Here is a 17551-nt window from a genome sequence, read left to right as displayed (position 1 = left end):
CATCTCTTTTTTAATTACCCTTACTTGAACAAGTTATGTGCAGGCTTACCCCCTATCTGTTAGTACTTATCACAGGACTTTTAGTGGCTTCGTGTAAGAATAACGACACGCTGTTTACCTCATTATCACCAGATGACACCGGTATCCGGTTTGCCAACCGCATCGCCGAAAACGATACCATGAATATTCTTTCGTTCGAGTATGTATACAATGGCGGAGGTGTAGCCCTGGGAGACTTTAATAATGATAGTCTGACGGACGTCTACTTTACCGGAAATACTACCGGTAACAAGCTGTACCTGAACAAGGGTGATTTTAAGTTTGAGGATATTACCGATAAAGCCGGTGTAGGCGCCGAGAAGAATTGGTCGTCGGGGGTAGCTCTCATTGATATTAACAACGACGGTCTGCTTGATATCTATGTTTGTGCTACGGCCCGGAAAGGTGCACAGGACCGCACCAATATGCTATTTGTGAACCAGGGAGCCGGTAGCGACCGGACACCAACCTTCAAGGAAATGGCTCAGGAATATGGGGTAGCTGATACCACGCATACTACTACAGCCGCTTTCTTTGACTATGACAACGACGGAGATGCTGATCTGTTCCTGGTGGTAAATGAGATGGACGACCGCAACTTCCCGAACAAGTACCACGAGAAAATCCGGGATGGCTCCTCCAAGCGTACCGACCGCCTCTACCGCAACGACTGGAATGAAGCCCTTGGACATCCTGTATTTACCAACGTCTCCAAAGAAGCAGGCATACTCATAGAAGGCTATGGCCTGGGAGTTAACATTACCGACATCAACCAGGATGGCTGGAAGGATATCTACGTGACCAACGACTACCTGACCAACGACCTGCTGTATATTAATAACCGTAACGGTACCTTTACGGATCAGGCCGCTGCGTACTTTAAGCATACTTCCCACTCGGCTATGGGTAACGACATCAGTGACATTAATAACGATGGACTGGTGGATGTGGTAGCGCTGGACATGATGCCGGCGACCAACTACCGCAAAAAAATGATGACCCCGGCCAGTAGCTACATTACGTACCAGAACAACGACAAATTTGGCTACCAGCACCAGTACGCCCGTAATACGCTGCAGCTCAACCAGGGTATAGACCCCGTTAGCGGTCACCCGGTATTCAGCGATGTTGGCTTGCTATCAGGTATTGCCGAGACTGACTGGAGCTGGGCCCCAATGGTCACTGACTTTGACAACGATGGCAAGCGGGATATGATCATCACCAACGGCTTTCCGAGGGATATAACCGATCTGGATTTTATTGCTTACCGGGCGGAAGTAGCAAGCCTGATGCCGAAAATGGAAATGGTCCAGTACATCCCATCGGTCAAACTTAAAAACTTTGCCTATCATAATAAGGGGGACTTGCAGTTCGAAGATGTAACGGATCAGTGGGGTATCACAGAGCCCAGCTTCTCTAATGGAGCTGCCTATGCCGACCTTGATAATGACGGTGACCTGGACTACATCGTCAACAACATTAACGACTCTGCCTCGGTATACCGTAACAATCTGGTGCAGCAAAAGCCGGAAGAAAGTAACTACCTGCGGGTAAAGCTGAAGGGCAGCAAGACCAACCCCATGGGTCTGGGAGCCTGGATAGAGATCCAGTACCAGGGTGGCCAAAAGCAGGTGTATGACTTTACCCCTTACCGTGGCTATCTCTCGACAGTAGAGCAGGCCGCACACTTTGGACTAGGTAAGGTACAAAAGGTAGATCAGCTGAAAATAGTATGGCAGGGTGGAAAAACCCAGATCATCAAAGATGTAAAGGCCAATCAGGTACTGGTACTTGACGAAAAGAACGCCGCTACAGACACCAGCCAGGCCATAGCGGGTACAGCCCCTTCTGCCCTTTTCAATGATATTACCAATACGCTTAATGTAGGCTACAAGCACGAGGAAATGGACGTGATAGACTTCAACGTCCAGAAACTGCTCCCCCATAAGCTATCGCAGTTCGGACCAGCACTGGCCGTTGGCGATGTCAATGGTGATGGTCTGGAGGATATCTTCGTGGGTGGCTCGTACCAGCATAAGGGACGCTTTATGATCCAGAATACATCAGGCCAGTTTGCCGTAAAGGATCTCCTGCCGGGTACAGACGGTATTGAAAAGATTTCGGAAGACATGGGCGTAGTACTCTTTGACGTAGAGAATGATGGCGACCTGGACCTGTACATAGTTAGTGGTAGCTATGAGCATCAGGCCAACTCCCCTGCCCTGCTCGACCGATTATACCTCAACGATGGCAAAGGCAACTTCCAAATGGCTAACCAGGCCCTACCGCAGTTCCTGAGTAGTGGCTCCTGCGTCAAAGCGGCCGACTACGACCGGGATGGCGACCTGGACCTGTTTGTGGGTGGCCGGTTAGAACCGGGGGCCTATCCCAAGCCGGTATCCAGCTACATCCTCCGCAATGATTCGTCCAAAGGCCAGGCTAAATTCACCGACGTCAGCACACAGGTAGCTCAGAACCTGAACGGAATCGGACTGATCTGTGATGCGTTGTGGACCGACTACGACAACGACGGCTGGATAGACCTGCTACTGGCGGGGGAATGGATGCCGCTGACTTTCCTGAAAAATAATAATGGCAAGCTGCAGCCCGTAACCAGCGGCCTGGAGTCGTATAAGGGGTGGTGGAACAGCCTGTCCGCCGGTGACTTTGACAACGATGGCGATATTGACTACATAGCCGGTAACTTAGGTACCAATACGCTCAACCGGGCCAATGACCGTCAGCCGATTAGTATGTACGCCAAGGACTTTAACAACGATGGGTTCTTTGACGCTATTCCGACTGTCTACTACAAGGCTCAGGATGACACGTATAAAGAATTCCCGTACAACACCCGTGACGAACTAGGTAAGCAGATTATCCAGGCTCGCCAGCGCTACCAGGAGTATGGCAAGTTTTCACAGGCTACCATTAACGAGATTCTGAAACCGGAGGAACTGAAAGATGCCCTAGTTCTGAGAGCCAACTGGATGAAGAGCAGCTACCTCGAAAATCAGGGGGATGGTACATTTAAAGTCAAAGAACTACCTATACAGGCTCAACTTGCCCCGCTATTTGGTATGGTGACTGAGGACGTGGATCAGGATGGTAATCTGGACGTAGTACTAACCGGTAACAACTATGGTTCTGAAACCTCCATTGGCCGGTACGATGCCTTCTACGGACTGGTGCTGAAAGGTGATGGCAAGGGCGGTTTCCAGCCTCTCCTCCCCCAGCAAAGTGGTTTCTGTATAGGTGGAGATGCTAAAGGAGCGGTACGATTGGCCGATGCCAAAGGACAGCTGATGATCACAGCCTCCCAAAACCGTGACCAGCTGAAATTCTTCATTGGTACTATTCCAGTTAAACGGGTACAACTCAACCCCATGGAAACTACCGCGCTCATCCGCCTGAAAAACGGACAGACCCGCAGAGAAGAAGTTGGATACGGTTCTTCGTTCCTGTCCCAGTCCTCGCATTCACTCTTACTAGGCAAGGATGTAGTCAGTGTAGAGGTCATTGACCATAAAGGAAAAAAACGAAAAGTAACGTTATAAGCAGCAGAGGGAGCTAATAGCTCCCTCTGCTTTTTTATGGTAGTAGGTAGAAGGTTGAACGCAAACTATTAAGGAGTTAGGATATATAGAAAAACTTTCCTCCTCTCCTCCCTTCCTCCTTTTCTTCTTCCCCTTTCATCTACCTCCTCACTACCACCACCCGCTTTTTGTACTGCCGGGTATTGCCAGTGGCGTCGAAGGTATCGATCAGCAGCAGGTAGTAGCCCATACGTACAGCTTCACCTCGCTCGTTGGTTCCGTCCCAGCGTACATCTCCATAAGTACCTATCAACTGATTCTGCACCAGATTTTTTATAAGCCGGCCGCTCAGGTCAAAGATACGGATAGTAGCTACCTGCCCGGCGGCAGAAAGTGTGTAACTAATGGCTACGTAATCGTCCATACCGTCACCATCGGGAGTGAAAGCCTCGGGCTCTACCACAAAACCATCCTGTGCCTCCTCCCGTACTCCCTGCGAATTGGCATAACCCGGAGTAGCGTACCCTACCGTGGAGGCGGCTGAATGCCAGTTGGAAGGCGTATTGGCCGGACGGTCATAGTACATACGTTCCAGAGACACCCCCTCTCGGCTGCCCAGCAGCGGTGAGTGATAGTTTTCTTGGTAGTCAAACCGATCAAACAGCCGCCCCTCCTGATCCAGTAGTACTACCCCACCCTCCGTATTAGGGAATGATGGCAATGAAGGTACGCGTAGCAGCCTCCGCGGCCTGTCCGACGGATAATGTTCCTGTACCAGAGCGGGATCGGTCGTAAAGGCCAGGTACTCATTGGGCGCAAGCAGCAGGTCATCCGTGGTCAGAGGACGAAGGGTAGCCGGCTGGCCAGCACTACTATTTCCCAACGCCCAGTTTTTGAGATTGAAGTAGCTGGATGTACGATTGTATATCTCCACAAAATCCACTCCACCGGATCGGGGATTGAACAGAATTTCGCTCAGCACCACATCGCCCGAGTCCGCCCGGGTAGGCAGTCCCAGCGTACGCCTTTCCTCCCGCAGCAGATTACCCGCACAGTCGGCTATGTTACGCACCGTTAGTTCATACGACTGCTGCTCCTGCAAGGGAGCATCCAACGTAAGCGTTACTTTACAAAAATCGGGAGTATCCAGGGTACGGTCTATAATCTGCCTTCCTGATAATGTAAATGCAGCCGCTTGAATGGTACTTAAACTATCCAGCCGCTCACTGAACTGAATAGTTATCTGGCTGACAGTAGCTATATCTACCCGCTCGATGGTTGGCGGTCGTAGATCCGGATTAGACGCTTTTACCGAGTTAGTAGTTCCCGGAGTACCTCCTCTTGGATCAGACGATACCCGCCAGTTATTAACCTCTCCGCAGGGATTATCCTTATCTACCATTTCGATAGCATACCCTCCCTGCCGCCGGTCTGAAGGCCACCAGTTGAGCGAATAAGTGACAGCATAGACCAGTTGCCCTTGGGCGTTTCGTAAAGCCAGCGTAGCCCCATCGTTGGGCAGAGTGACCGAGCTCAAAGCAATGGTTTTGCCGTAGGTACTTAGCAGGGAGAGGGAGGCGCGGCCACACACAACAGCGTACTGACCGGGTGCCAGTACGGAATCAGGAAAAACCGCGGATCGATTGCCCATGATGAGCCGCCAGCCGCGCAATAATAGGGGCTGCTGACTACGATTATACAGCTCGATGTATTCGGCATCGGGCAGTCCCACTACCGGAGTCGGATCAGCCATCACTTCACTGACTACCACACTGTTGTAGCCCTGCCCATAGGCATACGGGAGTATCACCGTCAGTAGCAGTACTGGTAGTAGTCTCTTGATCATGGTGTGTGTTTGAAACCAAAAGATGCAGACTCCCCACGAAATCTGCATCTTCTGTTTATTACTGTTATTCAGTTCCTGTCAGTCCTCTCGATGTACCGAATCCGGCGAAAAGGCCGGTACGCACAGTGACCAGTACTCGGTGGGCTCATCGAAAGGATTGGAGTATCGTACCCGCGTCCCGCGCTGGATCAGGATTGTCTCACCAGCTTGCAGTATAATCGTTTCTCCGTCCACCTCTACCTGTTTCTGACCCTTAACCAGGATGGTTACCTCATCGAACTCGGGGGCCTGAAAAGGCTCGCTCCAGCCCGGTGGGGCTACCATATGCGCTACGCTGAATGCGCCTCCATGTGCCGAAGCATGACCATAATGTTCCTCGATCAGTTTCCCGTCGGTAGTAGGTACTACGATTGGCTTTGTTTGCTTGATATAGGGCACTGTACGTAGGTTGGTTACTATTGTTCAGTATGATTCACCTGCTTATCCGTCTGCTCGTCAGTTGTTGCTTCCCCATTGGCACCGGCAGTTGACTTGCGGGCACGTCCGGTGCTTGGTTTACGTCCCCGGGTAGCAGTCGGCGTCGACTTAGAGGCACCTGCTTTTGCTGCCCTGCCGGGTGACGCAGCGGTAGCCGACTCGGCCGCCAGTGTCACTGCTGCGGGTGATCCTTCCGCTTCACGCTTTTTAGCCAGCTTACCGGCTGCACGTGCGGCGTTCTTCTGAACCTTAGCTTCTCTCTTGGCAGCTTTCTTCTGACCTTTCTTATCCTTTTCCTCTTCTTTCTTTTTAGACTTCTTCTGATCTTTCTCCTTCTCTTTTTCCTCTTCTTTCTTCAGCTTAAGTACCTTCTTGGCTAGCTTGTCAGCTGCTTTCTCAACCGCTTTCTTTACTTTTTTAGCATTGGTGTCTATTTCACCGAGCTTGCCTTCCAGAGCGCTGGCGATCTCAGCGGCTAATTTTTTCTTGGTAGATTTCATAAAAGTGATTTGTAAAAAAGAATAGTTGGTCTACGTACGAGAATTTCCGGTTACAGCAACGGAAAATGTTAAAAGTACTTGCCCGATGACTGAAATTCAAATGAGGGTAGGTTAAGAAATTATTAATTGTTGTTTAACAAATTCCCACAATACAATACCTGCAGAAACCGATACATTGAAAGAATGTTTTGTTCCGAACTGAGGAATCTCTAAGCAGGTATCAGCCAGTGCTATCACTTCATCGGCTACCCCTTCTACCTCATTACCAAATACAAAGGCGTATGGCACGTCCTTTTCGGCCTGAAAGTCCTGCAGGAGCTGACTGCCCTCGGCCTGTTCGACGGCCACGATCCGGTAACCTTCTGCTTTCAAACGTTGTACAGCGCCCAGGGTATTTTCTACTTTTTCCCAATCCACCGACAGCTCGGCTCCCAGCGCACTGCGGGTAATTTCGCGGTGGGGAGGGCTCTGGGTAAATCCACAGAGGTAAATCTTCTGCGCCCGGAAGGCATCACCCGTCCGGAAAAACGAACCTACGTTATTTAGACTCCTGATGTTGTCCAGTACGATCACAAACGGAAACTTGTCGGCCGTCTTGAACTGATCCACCGACAACCGATCCATTTCTTCAATTGATAATTTACGCATTAAATAGTACAGTCAAAATATTTTTATCTGCTTTCACTCCCCAAACCTACGACGAAAGTAGTATACATAGAAACATCCGTGCCGGATCCACGCCCTATTGACGGAGTGTTTGCATCGCTATCGGGCTTTTGCTCGTATATTTAACCACACTTATTACCAACCCGGTTTTGCTGCTATGCGGTCTGTATGTACCTTTCTGTTTCTGCTATACCTCTTGACTATCCCTGCCTGGGGCCAGGTAGAGACTCCTCGTGATCCGGCAGAAATATGCGGTACACCTGCTATTTCTGAGCAGGATCGACAGACGTATCTGAGCGCCTATCAACAGTTTAGCCAGAGGCAGCAGGTTACGGCGCGTCGGCAGGCTACTCAGATAGCCATTAAAGTACATAATGTACTGACGGCGCAGGGTGTAGGTGATGCTTCACCCTATCTTGAGCAGGTCTTTGCGGTGCTGAATGCTAAGTTCGCTCCCATGGGTATCAGCTTTTTTCAGTTGGGAGAAGTAAACTTCATCCGGAACGACAACTTCTATAATCTGGCTATGAGTAGGGACCACGAGCTTACCTCCGCCCACAGTGTCCAGAATGCCATAAACCTGTACTTTGTGGGTAGTGCCGATGGATCTAATGGCTATGCTTATCCGCCTAACCTTGACTCAACCCGTAACACCCGCTCCTGGAATGCCCTGTTTATATCAACGAATCTGAATGTATCTACCACTCAGATTATCAATGAGGTGATTCCGCACGAGATGGGGCATTACTTTGGCCTGTTGCACACCCACGAGCACGGCAGCTCCGGCAATCTGGATCCTGCGACGAGAGAGTACGTAACCCGCGGTGCCGGTGCCAACTGTACTTACGCCGGTGACCAGATCTGCGACACCCCCGCTGACCCGTACCTGCTATTGATCACTTCGGACCGGCAACTGGCTCAGTCATCCTGCTCGTCGGGATTTATGAGTACGATGGACCCGCAACGTGAAGTGTACCGCCCCGATGTTACCAACCTGATGTCGTACTACCGGGGCTGCCGTACCAGCCTGACCCCGCAGCAGTACGACCGCATGAAATGGGGGCTATCGCTACGTAATCAGGTCAACCCGGACCCATCGGACCGGTACTACATAGATGGCCAGGTGAGGCTCCTGCACCAGCCCGTTGCTACCAGATACTGCGCCGGTGCGGCCATGGAAGTGGCTTTGTGGCAGTACGGACAACTCCAAAGTGGCAGCCAGCTTCGCCTCCGGCTCACCAGGGCAGACGGTAGTAGCCCGGTAGAGCTTCCCGCTACCTCAGTGGAGGGTAGCAGGCTACGTGTCACACTACCAAACAGACTCGCCTCGGGCTCCTATAAAGTACAGGTCATAGCTACCAACTCAGCGGTGGCATCGGCGGCAACTAGTCTAGTTATTGTTGGGAAGCCGACCATAACGGTACAGCAGACAGGCGGTAAGCTGATGCTGCAATCCAGCAGTACCGGTACCAATCAGTGGTACCTTAATGGGGTGGCGCTGAAAGATTCAGTACGTCAGCAGCTTTACCCCACCGAAGCGGGCACCTATACTGTACAGGCTACCGAAGCCGGTTGTACGCAGGCATCAGAGCCCTTCGTAATCACATCAACCGAGCCGACGGATAAGCCATCGGTAGTCCTTTATCCCAATCCCAATAGGGGCTCTTTTTGGGTGGAGCTCCCCTCCCATTCGGGGCCATGGCAGGCGGATGTTTTTTCGATGAATGGCCAGCCTATCTCTCAGACAAGATCTATACCCGAAGTACCTGGACGACGCTCAGTAGCTGTCAAAGCCCCTCCTGGCACGTACCTGTTACGGATCACAGCAGGTGGGAAGAGTACGCAGGTAAAGTTTGTGGTTGAATAAGCCGGTTCCCCTTTTATTTGCCTTGTCAAACCATTTAGAAGGGTTAAATTTGTAGAACGGCTCCTGATGATTGATCTGGGAGCTGCAGCTATTCAGGCTTGTTTAGATATCACGTACTTGTACTAATTCCCATATAGTTTTGGCAAAGTCACCAACGAAGGAAACCCCTCTCAGCAAACAATATAACCAGATAAAGGCGAAGTACCCGGGCGCGCTCCTACTCTTCCGGGTAGGTGATTTTTATGAAACTTTCGGAGAAGATGCCATCCGGGCCTCGCGTATACTTGGCATCGTTCTGACCAGACGGAATAACGGGGGTGCACATGAAGAACTGGCGGGCTTTCCGCACCACTCCCTGGACAACTACCTGCCCAAACTGGTACGGGCGGGTGAGCGCGTTGCTATCTGCGATCAGCTGGAAGACCCGGCTACGGCCAAGGGCATCGTAAAGCGTGGTGTTACCGAACTCGTTACGCCCGGTGTATCGCTGAATGACAACGTACTGGACATTCGCCGGAACAACTATCTGGCGGCGGTACACTTTGGCAAGGATGATCTGCATGGGATGTCTTTTCTGGATATATCAACGGGTGAATTTCTGACTACACAGGGCAGTGCGGCCTACGTGGATAAAATGCTGCAGGGCTTCTCCCCCTCAGAGGTACTATTCTGCAAAAAGGAAAAGCAACAGTTTGTGGAGCGCTTTGGTGACAAGTTCCATACTTTCCAGCTGGAAGACTGGTGCTTCGGCTACGACTTTGCCTACGAGCAGCTTACCACGCATTTCAAGACGACTACACTGAAAGGTTTCGGTATCGAAAATCTGCCGCTGGGTATCACGGCGGCGGGTGTAATCCTGCACTACTTACAGGAAACCGAGCATAAGGAAACCAGCCATATCAACCGCATTACGCGACTGGAAGAGGAAAAGTACGTATGGCTGGACCGCTTTACGGTCCGGAACCTTGAGCTCGTATACCCCCAGCAGGAAGGGGGTGTGCCCCTGATCCAGATCATGGACCAAACCGTAACTCCCATGGGGGCACGTCTGCTGCGCAAATGGATCGTACTGCCCCTGAAAGAGAAGTCGCCCATCGAAGAGCGGCTCAATACGGTAGAACTGCTGCTGGAAGACGAAGAGCTGCACGAAACGCTCACGAACCATCTTCGGCAGATAGGCGATCTTGAGCGGCTTATTTCCAAAGTGGCCGTGCGTCGGATTAGTCCCCGCGAGATGGTACAGCTCAAAAAGTCGCTGAAGCAGATAGCGCCGATCAAGGAGCTACTGGCTACCTACGCCACCAAAAACGGAGCTTTCAGAAAACACGCCGATCAACTCAACTCCTGTGAATACCTGCTGGAAAGGATTGAAACAGAACTGCGTGAAGATGCCCCTATCGTCACCAACCAGGGCGGCATGATCAAGAGTGGTATAGATGCGGACCTGGACGAACTGCACGCTATTGCCTACGCAGGTAAAGACTACCTGCTCAAGCTACAGAACCGCGAAATGGAGCGCACGGGTATCCCGTCGCTGAAGATTGCCTACAACAAGGTATTTGGCTACTACCTGGAAGTAACCAACGCCCATAAAAATAAAGTACCCAACGACTGGATCCGTAAGCAGACCCTGGTCAATGCGGAGCGGTATATCACACCTGAACTGAAAGAGTACGAGGAGAAAATACTAAGTGCGGAAGATAAGATATTTGCCATTGAGCAACGTATTTTCAACGATCTGATCCTGGCGGTGTCGGAGTACCTGGCGGCCATTCAGCAGAATGCCCGCATCGTGTCGGTACTGGATGTCCTGGGCTCATTCGCCGAAGTAGCCCGTAAGCAGAATTACGTACGTCCGGTTATCAGCGAAGGAAAGGAACTGGACATCAAAGAAGGTCGCCACCCGGTCATCGAGCAGCAGCTCCCGTTGGGCGAAAGCTATGTACCTAACGACCTGTTCCTCGACGACCAGACCCAGCAAATCATCATCATCACAGGCCCCAATATGGCAGGTAAATCCGCCCTGCTTCGCCAGACGGCTCTCATCGTACTCATGGCCCAGATGGGCTGCTATGTGCCGGCCCGCTCAGCCACCGTCGGGCTGGTTGATAAGATCTTTACCCGGGTGGGAGCCAGTGATAACCTGAGCCGGGGTGAGAGTACCTTCATGGTAGAGATGACCGAAACGGCCAGTATCCTCAACAACCTGAGTGACCGAAGCCTAGTACTTATGGATGAGATCGGGCGGGGTACCAGTACATACGACGGGGTATCGATCGCCTGGGCCATCGCGGAGTACCTGCACAACCATCCCAACTCACATCCTAAAACCCTTTTTGCCACACACTACCACGAACTCAACCAGTTGGCAGAGGATTTTCCCCGCATAAAGAACTATAATGTAGCCGTCAAAGAGGTAGATAATAAGGTTATTTTCCTAAGGAAACTGAAGCCGGGCGGCAGCGAACACAGCTTTGGTATTCACGTAGCCCAGATTGCCGGTATGCCTCAGCCCATCGTGCTGCGGGCCAGTGAGATCATGCAACACCTGGAAAAGGACCACGTACCGGAGAGTCGTCAGCAAAAGGTGCGGGAGATGCCTAAAAACAACTTCCAGCTCAGCATTTTTGAACCCGCCGACCCAAGGCTGGAAGAGGTAAAAGAGAAACTATCGAGCATTGATGTAAATACGCTATCACCAATTGAAGCACTACTGAAGCTGAATGAGCTGAAGAAGCTGGTATCGTAGCCCCTTTTTACAATACGCATAGAGGTTCGTAAATGAGTAAGTAAACAGATAGAAAAACGCCCTTTTTGAATATATCTGTTTTATACTCATTTACCTTCTACCCATGAACCGAAGACATTTTCTCGAACAAAGTACCCTTGCCGCCGGAGCTATGCTACTGGTACCTGATTTGAGCAGAGCTGAGCGGGTGCGCCCGTCTGCAAACGAGAAAATAGTAGTAGGGCTGATTGGCTGCAACAGCATGGGCTACGGCATTCTTAATCATGCTCTAAATCAGCCCAATGTAGAGTGCGCCGCTCTTTGTGATATTGATGAGAATGTACTCAACCGTCGGGCGGAAGATGTACTGAAAAAGCAGGGCAAAAAGCCCCAGCTCTACGGCGACTTCAGGAAGCTACTCGATAATAAAGATATAGACGCGGTGATAGTAGGTACTCCTGACCACTGGCACTGCCTGGCCATGACCTACGCCTGCGAAGCGGGTAAAGACGTATACGTCGAGAAGCCCATGGCCAACTCTATTGGTGAATGTAACGCCATGGTGAGGGCCGCCCGACACTATAACCGCGTGGTGCAGGTAGGCCAGCAGCAGCGGAGTGGCGAGCTGTGGCAGAATGCCATCGGATTCATGCAGGCCGGTGGCCTGGGCCCCATCCGCAAGGTACATAGCTGGGCCAACTTCAACTATGCCGCCGGACGCCCTAAGGTACCTGACCAACCCGTACCCGCTGGCGTGGACTTTAACCAGTGGCTGGGCCCGGCTCCGCAGCGAACCTTCAACCCGAGCCGGTTCCATGGTTCGTGGCGGATGTTCTGGGACTACGGTGGGGGCCTCATGACCGATTGGGGCGCACACCTGCTGGATATAGCCCTGTGGGCAAAGGATGTAAAAACCGCCCCTCTCTCAGTATCAGCCTCGGGTGGTAATTTTTATAATCCTGAATTTAACCACGAAACCTTCGACACCCTCAGCGTACTATACCAGCTCCCCGACTACACCATTACCTGGGAGCACTCGGCTGGTCTACAAAAAGGTCCCTACGGCCGCTCGTACGGACTCGCCTTTATTGGGAACGATGCTACGATGGTCATCGACCGCAACAGTTGGGAGGTATTTGCTGAATCAGATAAGGGTACTTTTAAAGCGCCTGAGATGGCTCAGAAAGGCTGGAAAGAAAGCCACGACCGCCACGTACAAAACTGGTTTGAATGCATCCGGGAACGTAAGGAGCCTAACTGCCCCGTCGAAACGGGTCGGCTGGTAGCCATGTACGCACATATGGGTAATATAGCCCTGCGTACCGACAGTAAGCTGGTATGGGACGAGCGAAGCCAGTCGTTTGGGAAGAATAAAGCAGCTAACGCCCTCATCACGCCCAATTACCGGAAGCCCTGGGTACTACCTAAGGTATAAGAGTAGTACTTAAAAATCTGATAATCTATAAGAACGCTGAGAAAAGAATAGCTACTTAGAATGAGAGCAAACCCATTTATTCTAAAAAAGAAGATTCTTCTTACAACCATTTTCTTGTGGTATGAATCTTATTGGTGTATTCTCAATTATAGATTCAACACGTTGTAACGAAGGAGTAGCTATGAAAAAAGTGTTTTTAGTTCTGAGCCTGGGATTGCTGTTCATGATGGGTATAGCCTGTCAACCTGAAAGCGTCGATGCCGATGCTCAAAAGAGTGAACGACTCTCTGCCAATGCTAATCTTACGGGTACCTGGAAGTTTAAGCACTTCGGTGATAAGGCCGAGTCTCCCTATGAAGTTACTCTGGAATTTAAGGGGCAGGCTGATGAAAATGGGAAGCTGATGCTTTCAGGTCGTTCGTCGGTTAACCATTACTTTGCAGCTTATCAGGCCGACGCTTCCAAAAACAAATTAAATATAGCCGACCTGGGAAGTACCAGGATGGCAGGTTCGCCCGAAGCTATGCAGTTTGAGCAGCGGTACTTTGAGCTCCTGAAAAATGCAGCCTCTTATGAGATAAAAGATGGGGGCCAGACCCTGATTATCATGACTAACGGACTTTCATCTACAGGTCTGTACTACGAGCGGGTCAAGTAATTTAACATCTAGAAAAGCAGAAGCGGGAGGCCTAAGGTCTCCCGCTTCTGCTTTTCTAGCTCTTGCCCGTTTTCTTCTGGGCACTAGCCACCATATCGTTGAATATTTTCTTCTGCTCTTTCATCGCCTGTACCTTATCGGCGGGGTCGGTGCGGCATTCGAGCAGGATCCATCCATCATAGTTCATACCTACGAAAAGATCCATAAGCTGCTGGTACGGATAGCTGGTATCGTTCAGCTCACGCACGTGTACGATATCACCAAAGCGGTCTTTGACCAGGTTGAAGTTATGTACCAGTCCTCCGTCTTTCAGGTCTTCGGGGTTGCAGTTCCAGCAGACGGTGGCGTTGGGGTGGGTGGCCACATCCATCATAGCCTTAATATTGGGGAGGTCCTGGGTTTCGTTGCCGTGTACTTCCAGCCTGATCTGCTGTCCGTAATCAGCGGCGTACTTAGCCAGCTCATTCAAGGCTTTACCGATCTGCTCAATGGTCTGCTCGTGCGGTACCCCCTTATGAAACTGATTGGGCTTTACCTTTACACCCGAGCCTCCTATATCAGCACTCAGCCGGACAAACTCCTTCGTTTTCTCGATAGAATCCCTCAGTTTGACCTGATCGGGGGAGTCGTACTGCTGATTGGTACCCATACCTACTATTTTTACGGGGCTGTCCGCAAACTTCTTCTTTACCTCCTTACGCTCCGCCGCCGACAGGCCAGGCATCACCCCGTGGGCGTGGTCCACACGTAGTTCTACCCCGCCGATACCTGACGCCGAACAACTTTTGATCAACGTAGGTACATCCATATCTTTACCCCAGAGGTAGGTCACCATACCCAGCTTCATCCGGCTGGCTTTCAGATAGGTATCGGAGGCCTGAGAAAAACCTGGAATAGCCGCCAGCCCTGCCAGCAGCGACAGGTCTTTGAGGAACTCATTTCTACTGATGTTTTTCATGGATACTAGATTTAGGATGTATAGTCGTTAGGTACATTCAGAAATAACTTACCGCTAACTAACATAAACGCCATCCGGTCTGATATCTACTTAAAAGACTCCCCTACTACCAGTTTGGATACACCTATTTAATTAAGGCGGGTAAAAGTACAGGCTAATTCACGCTCAAAACGAGGCATCATGTAAGGAGCCAGAGCTACTTCGCGATCATGTACTTGTATGTCAAAGCGCTGAAGTACCACATTCAGCACCAGTACAAAATTGAGCTCGGCCAGATGACGTCCAATGCAGTGCCGGGGCCCTTTCAGGAAGGGAACGTAAGCGTAGGGTACCCGTGGCTCCTCTTTCCATCGGTCCGGATTGAAGACGTCGGGCTGATCCCAGTAGTCGGGATGGTGGTGCAATGCGTGCAGCAGGACCAATACTTCCTGACCCGCCGGTAGCGTAAGCTCCCCTACCCTTAGCTCTTCGCCGGTTCGCCGCGATACCCCCATTGACACCGGATAGCAGCGGAACACCTCTTTCATAAAGCGGAGCGTGTGAGGAAGTGCCTGAAAGGTATCGCGTGTGGGATACCCCTCCGGACCAAGTACCTCTGATAGCTCGTTACGCAAAAGTACCGTCCACTCCGGATGCTTGCCCAGTTCATAGAAGGCACCTGTGATGGCGTAATCCAGCGCATTGTAGGCTCCGTACAAGTGATTTACCTCGTTGGTTACCTCCTCATTAGAAAATCCCGCCTCACGTAAGGTCTGGAGCCAGTTAAGTCCCTGGGCGCACCGGTTGTCGACTTTTACCGTTTCTACCACCTTACGCAATTGCCGCACTTTTTGCCGCCGTCGCCACTGCGCCTTCACGAATTGGGGCAGGCGCCAGAGCTGCTTTTCCGAAAAGCCAAACCAGTCCAGCCGGGCATTGGGGTCCATCAGATCAAATTTATAGTCGATCAGTGCCTTTCCCAGCTCCCGTGCGCACTCCGTCTGTATATCAAGTCCCAAACCCGCTCTGAACAGGTGCTCGGCATTCAGGTGTACCATTTCACAATACAGATCAGGGATAGTTGTAGTAGTTCCCCATTGCTCTACATACCTGACTATACAGTCGTGCATGTAGCCAGCGTAGGTATCGACCCTGGCTTTGGTGAAGGCAGGCATAATAGCCTGCAGGCGGCGCTGCCACGGCTCTTCGTCCATGAAAAGCAGTCCCGGAGCCAGGGGGATAATCTGGTTTAGTTTTTTGTAAACCAGGGAGCGCGTACGGGTATGTACCCGCTGCATCAGTAGCTGCTCTACCAGTTGGGCATCGCAGGTTACCAGGGTACCCTGGTAGTAGAAGCTCTTACCGTACCGTTGTACCAGCTCCGTCCAGGCTCCGTTCTTATGCGATTGTATCAGCCGTTGTGCCTCCTGCACGCCAGGCCCCTTAGGCTTTGCGGACAGTGGGCTCGGCATGGGGCTGTAAAGTATGCATCTGGAACGGAATGGCTTTGGCAAATCGGGGAATCAGGTATGGGAGCAGTGGCACGTCATGGTCCAGTACCTGTATATCGGCGTGCCGGAGGATAGCGTTAAGTGTCACAACAAAGTGCAGCTCAGCCAGGTGTCGCCCGATGCACTGACGCGGCCCGGTTAGGAAAGGAATGTACGCCTGGGGTTCACGCAGGGGATGGCGCCAGCGATCCGGATTGAATACCTCGGGCTCGTCCCAGTAGTCGGGATGGTGGTGCATAGATTGCAGTAGTATAAGTACCTCCTGGTCAGTTGGCCATTCGCCCCCCTCTACCGGTAAAGGCTCGCCGGTACGACGCATCACCGCTATAGCTACCGGATAGTACCGGAATACTTCCTTCATGAAGTGGATGGTATCGGGTAGCTGATCGAAATCATCCCGCGTAGGGTAGTCTCTATCTCCTAATACACTATTCAGCTCATCCCGGATACGCTTAGCCCAATCAGGCTGTTTACTAATCTCATACAACCCGCAGGTAATGGCGTAGTCGATGGCATTGAAGGCGCCGTAGATGTGGTTTAACTCATCAGTCACTTCCGATAGGGAAAAACCGCCTTTAGACATGAGTGATATCCAGTCGTGTCCCTGGTGGTTGTTCTGCCGCCGTTCCTCCATGATCTGCGTTACCAGCCCCTGCTGTCGGTTCACTTGCTTCCGTAGTTCCCGCCTTTCCCTGATAAAGGCAGGTAGCTGACTTAACTGATCCCATGAGAAGCCAAATTCATCCAATCGGGCGGTAGCGGTCATAGTCTTCCGTTTGTAATCCATGAATTCATACCCAAAACGGGCTGCTACCTCCTGGTCAGGGTCCAGACCGTAGCCAACTTTAAGCACCACCCGAAGCCCTATTTCTGTAACAGCCTGAAACAGGTCATGCAACGGTTGGCCATCCGGCCAATCCTGCACGCGAGTCATCACCGTTTCATGAATGGTACGGGCCTGGGCCTCTACGTGCGCTTTGGTAAATACCGGCATCACGGCCTGCACGTGCTTATGCCACTCTTTGCCATCCATAAACAATACCCCCGGAGCGCCCGGTATAATCCGGGACATCAACTTATAAACGGCGGAGCGCTTCCGGGTGTGGGACCGGTTCATCAACAGTTTCTGTACCACCACCGGATCACAGGTGGCCAGACTTCCCTGGTATACAAATGTCTTACCGTACTTCTGTACCAGTTCCACCCAGCCTTGCTGAGGACTATTTTTTAGTAATTCCTTAGTCTCACGGGTACCGGGACTTTGTAGGGAGGGCTTTTTACTCATATATTTTTATGATTCAGTAGTAAGGCCCTGCTGGCTAATCAGCTCCAAGGCCAAACCGCTCTATGT

General features: G+C 51.3%; 12 protein-coding genes. 5 read left to right on the top strand and 7 right to left on the bottom strand.

The genetic code is table 11. The annotated features are described in order from the left end of the window. The first annotated feature begins 35 nt into the window (after nucleotides 1-35). A complete protein-coding gene (locus JUB14_RS11090; RefSeq protein WP_207506037.1) occupies nucleotides 36-3596 on the top strand; it encodes a VCBS repeat-containing protein in 3561 nt (1186 codons plus the stop codon). Between the two features lie 139 nt (nucleotides 3597-3735). On the opposite strand, the gene JUB14_RS11085 is transcribed toward JUB14_RS11090, so the two are convergent. From JUB14_RS11085 to JUB14_RS11070, 4 genes are all read right to left on the bottom strand, one after another. Beyond that, the gene (locus JUB14_RS11085; RefSeq protein WP_207506035.1) at nucleotides 3736-5421 is read right to left on the bottom strand and encodes a lamin tail domain-containing protein; all 1686 of its coding nucleotides are present in this window, start codon (nucleotides 5419-5421) and stop codon (nucleotides 3736-3738) included. 78 nt (nucleotides 5422-5499) lie between these two features. Beyond that, complete coding sequence (locus tag JUB14_RS11080) at nucleotides 5500-5859, bottom strand: cupin domain-containing protein (protein WP_207506032.1); 360 nt, start codon at nucleotides 5857-5859, stop codon at nucleotides 5500-5502. A 17-nt stretch (nucleotides 5860-5876) separates the two neighbouring features. Next, nucleotides 5877-6398, bottom strand: a complete 522-nt coding sequence (locus tag JUB14_RS11075) for a hypothetical protein (protein ID WP_207506031.1) — start codon at nucleotides 6396-6398, stop codon at nucleotides 5877-5879. Nucleotides 6399-6509: 111 nt separating this feature from the next. Then, nucleotides 6510-7046: an RNA methyltransferase gene (locus JUB14_RS11070; RefSeq protein ID WP_207506030.1), complete on the bottom strand. Its 537-nt coding sequence runs from the start codon at nucleotides 7044-7046 to the stop codon at nucleotides 6510-6512. A gap of 214 nt (nucleotides 7047-7260) precedes the next feature. Between JUB14_RS11070 and JUB14_RS11065 the strand changes: the two genes are divergently transcribed. The 4 genes from JUB14_RS11065 (at nucleotide 7261) to JUB14_RS11050 (ending at nucleotide 13752) form a co-directional block, all read left to right on the top strand. Then, nucleotides 7261-8931 carry a zinc-dependent metalloprotease gene (locus JUB14_RS11065; RefSeq protein WP_207506029.1) on the top strand — a complete coding sequence of 557 codons (1671 nt, stop codon included), beginning with the start codon at nucleotides 7261-7263 and terminating at the stop codon, nucleotides 8929-8931. A 139-nt stretch (nucleotides 8932-9070) separates the two neighbouring features. Continuing rightward, nucleotides 9071-11680: a DNA mismatch repair protein MutS gene (mutS, locus tag JUB14_RS11060; RefSeq protein WP_207506028.1), complete on the top strand. Its 2610-nt coding sequence runs from the start codon at nucleotides 9071-9073 to the stop codon at nucleotides 11678-11680. A 103-nt stretch (nucleotides 11681-11783) separates the two neighbouring features. Next, entirely contained in the window at nucleotides 11784-13094 is a 1311-nt protein-coding gene (locus JUB14_RS11055; RefSeq protein ID WP_207506027.1) for a Gfo/Idh/MocA family protein, read from the top strand. A gap of 181 nt (nucleotides 13095-13275) precedes the next feature. Then, nucleotides 13276-13752 carry an META domain-containing protein gene (locus JUB14_RS11050; protein ID WP_207506025.1) on the top strand — a complete coding sequence of 159 codons (477 nt, stop codon included), beginning with the start codon at nucleotides 13276-13278 and terminating at the stop codon, nucleotides 13750-13752. Nucleotides 13753-13807: 55 nt separating this feature from the next. Here JUB14_RS11050 and JUB14_RS11045 read toward each other — a convergent pair whose 3' ends face one another. From JUB14_RS11045 to JUB14_RS11035, 3 genes are all read right to left on the bottom strand, one after another. Further along, on the bottom strand, nucleotides 13808-14710 hold the full coding sequence (locus JUB14_RS11045) for a sugar phosphate isomerase/epimerase family protein (protein WP_207506023.1): 903 nt from the start codon (nucleotides 14708-14710) through the stop codon (nucleotides 13808-13810). Nucleotides 14711-14838: 128 nt separating this feature from the next. Further along, the gene (locus JUB14_RS11040) at nucleotides 14839-16161 is read right to left on the bottom strand and encodes a cytochrome P450 (RefSeq protein ID WP_207506021.1); all 1323 of its coding nucleotides are present in this window, start codon (nucleotides 16159-16161) and stop codon (nucleotides 14839-14841) included. Then, entirely contained in the window at nucleotides 16133-17485 is a 1353-nt protein-coding gene (locus JUB14_RS11035; protein WP_207506019.1) for a cytochrome P450, read from the bottom strand. The genes JUB14_RS11040 and JUB14_RS11035 overlap by 29 nt, the downstream gene beginning before the upstream one ends. Nucleotides 17486-17551: the final 66 nt, after the last annotated feature.

It is taken from the genome of Telluribacter humicola, assembly GCF_017355935.1.
In the GTDB taxonomy this organism is placed as follows: domain Bacteria; phylum Bacteroidota; class Bacteroidia; order Cytophagales; family Spirosomataceae; genus Telluribacter; species Telluribacter humicola.
The sequence above is the reverse complement of the archived record's forward strand: the minus strand, read 5'-3'. Positions and strand labels throughout refer to the sequence as shown.

Excerpts from the sequence above, each read along its gene's own strand:
- JUB14_RS11090 (WP_207506037.1), top strand. The coding sequence starts at position 36 with ATGTGCAGGCTTACCCCCTATCTGTTAGTACTTATCACAGGACTTTTA.
- JUB14_RS11085 (WP_207506035.1), bottom strand. The coding sequence starts at position 5,421 with ATGATCAAGAGACTACTACCAGTACTGCTACTGACGGTGATACTCCCG.
- JUB14_RS11075 (WP_207506031.1), bottom strand. The coding sequence starts at position 6,398 with ATGAAATCTACCAAGAAAAAATTAGCCGCTGAGATCGCCAGCGCTCTG.
- JUB14_RS11070 (WP_207506030.1), bottom strand. The coding sequence starts at position 7,046 with ATGCGTAAATTATCAATTGAAGAAATGGATCGGTTGTCGGTGGATCAG.
- JUB14_RS11055 (WP_207506027.1), top strand. The coding sequence starts at position 11,784 with ATGAACCGAAGACATTTTCTCGAACAAAGTACCCTTGCCGCCGGAGCT.
- JUB14_RS11050 (WP_207506025.1), top strand. The coding sequence starts at position 13,276 with ATGAAAAAAGTGTTTTTAGTTCTGAGCCTGGGATTGCTGTTCATGATG.
- JUB14_RS11045 (WP_207506023.1), bottom strand. The coding sequence starts at position 14,710 with ATGAAAAACATCAGTAGAAATGAGTTCCTCAAAGACCTGTCGCTGCTG.
- JUB14_RS11040 (WP_207506021.1), bottom strand. The coding sequence starts at position 16,161 with ATGCCGAGCCCACTGTCCGCAAAGCCTAAGGGGCCTGGCGTGCAGGAG.
- JUB14_RS11035 (WP_207506019.1), bottom strand. The coding sequence starts at position 17,485 with ATGAGTAAAAAGCCCTCCCTACAAAGTCCCGGTACCCGTGAGACTAAG.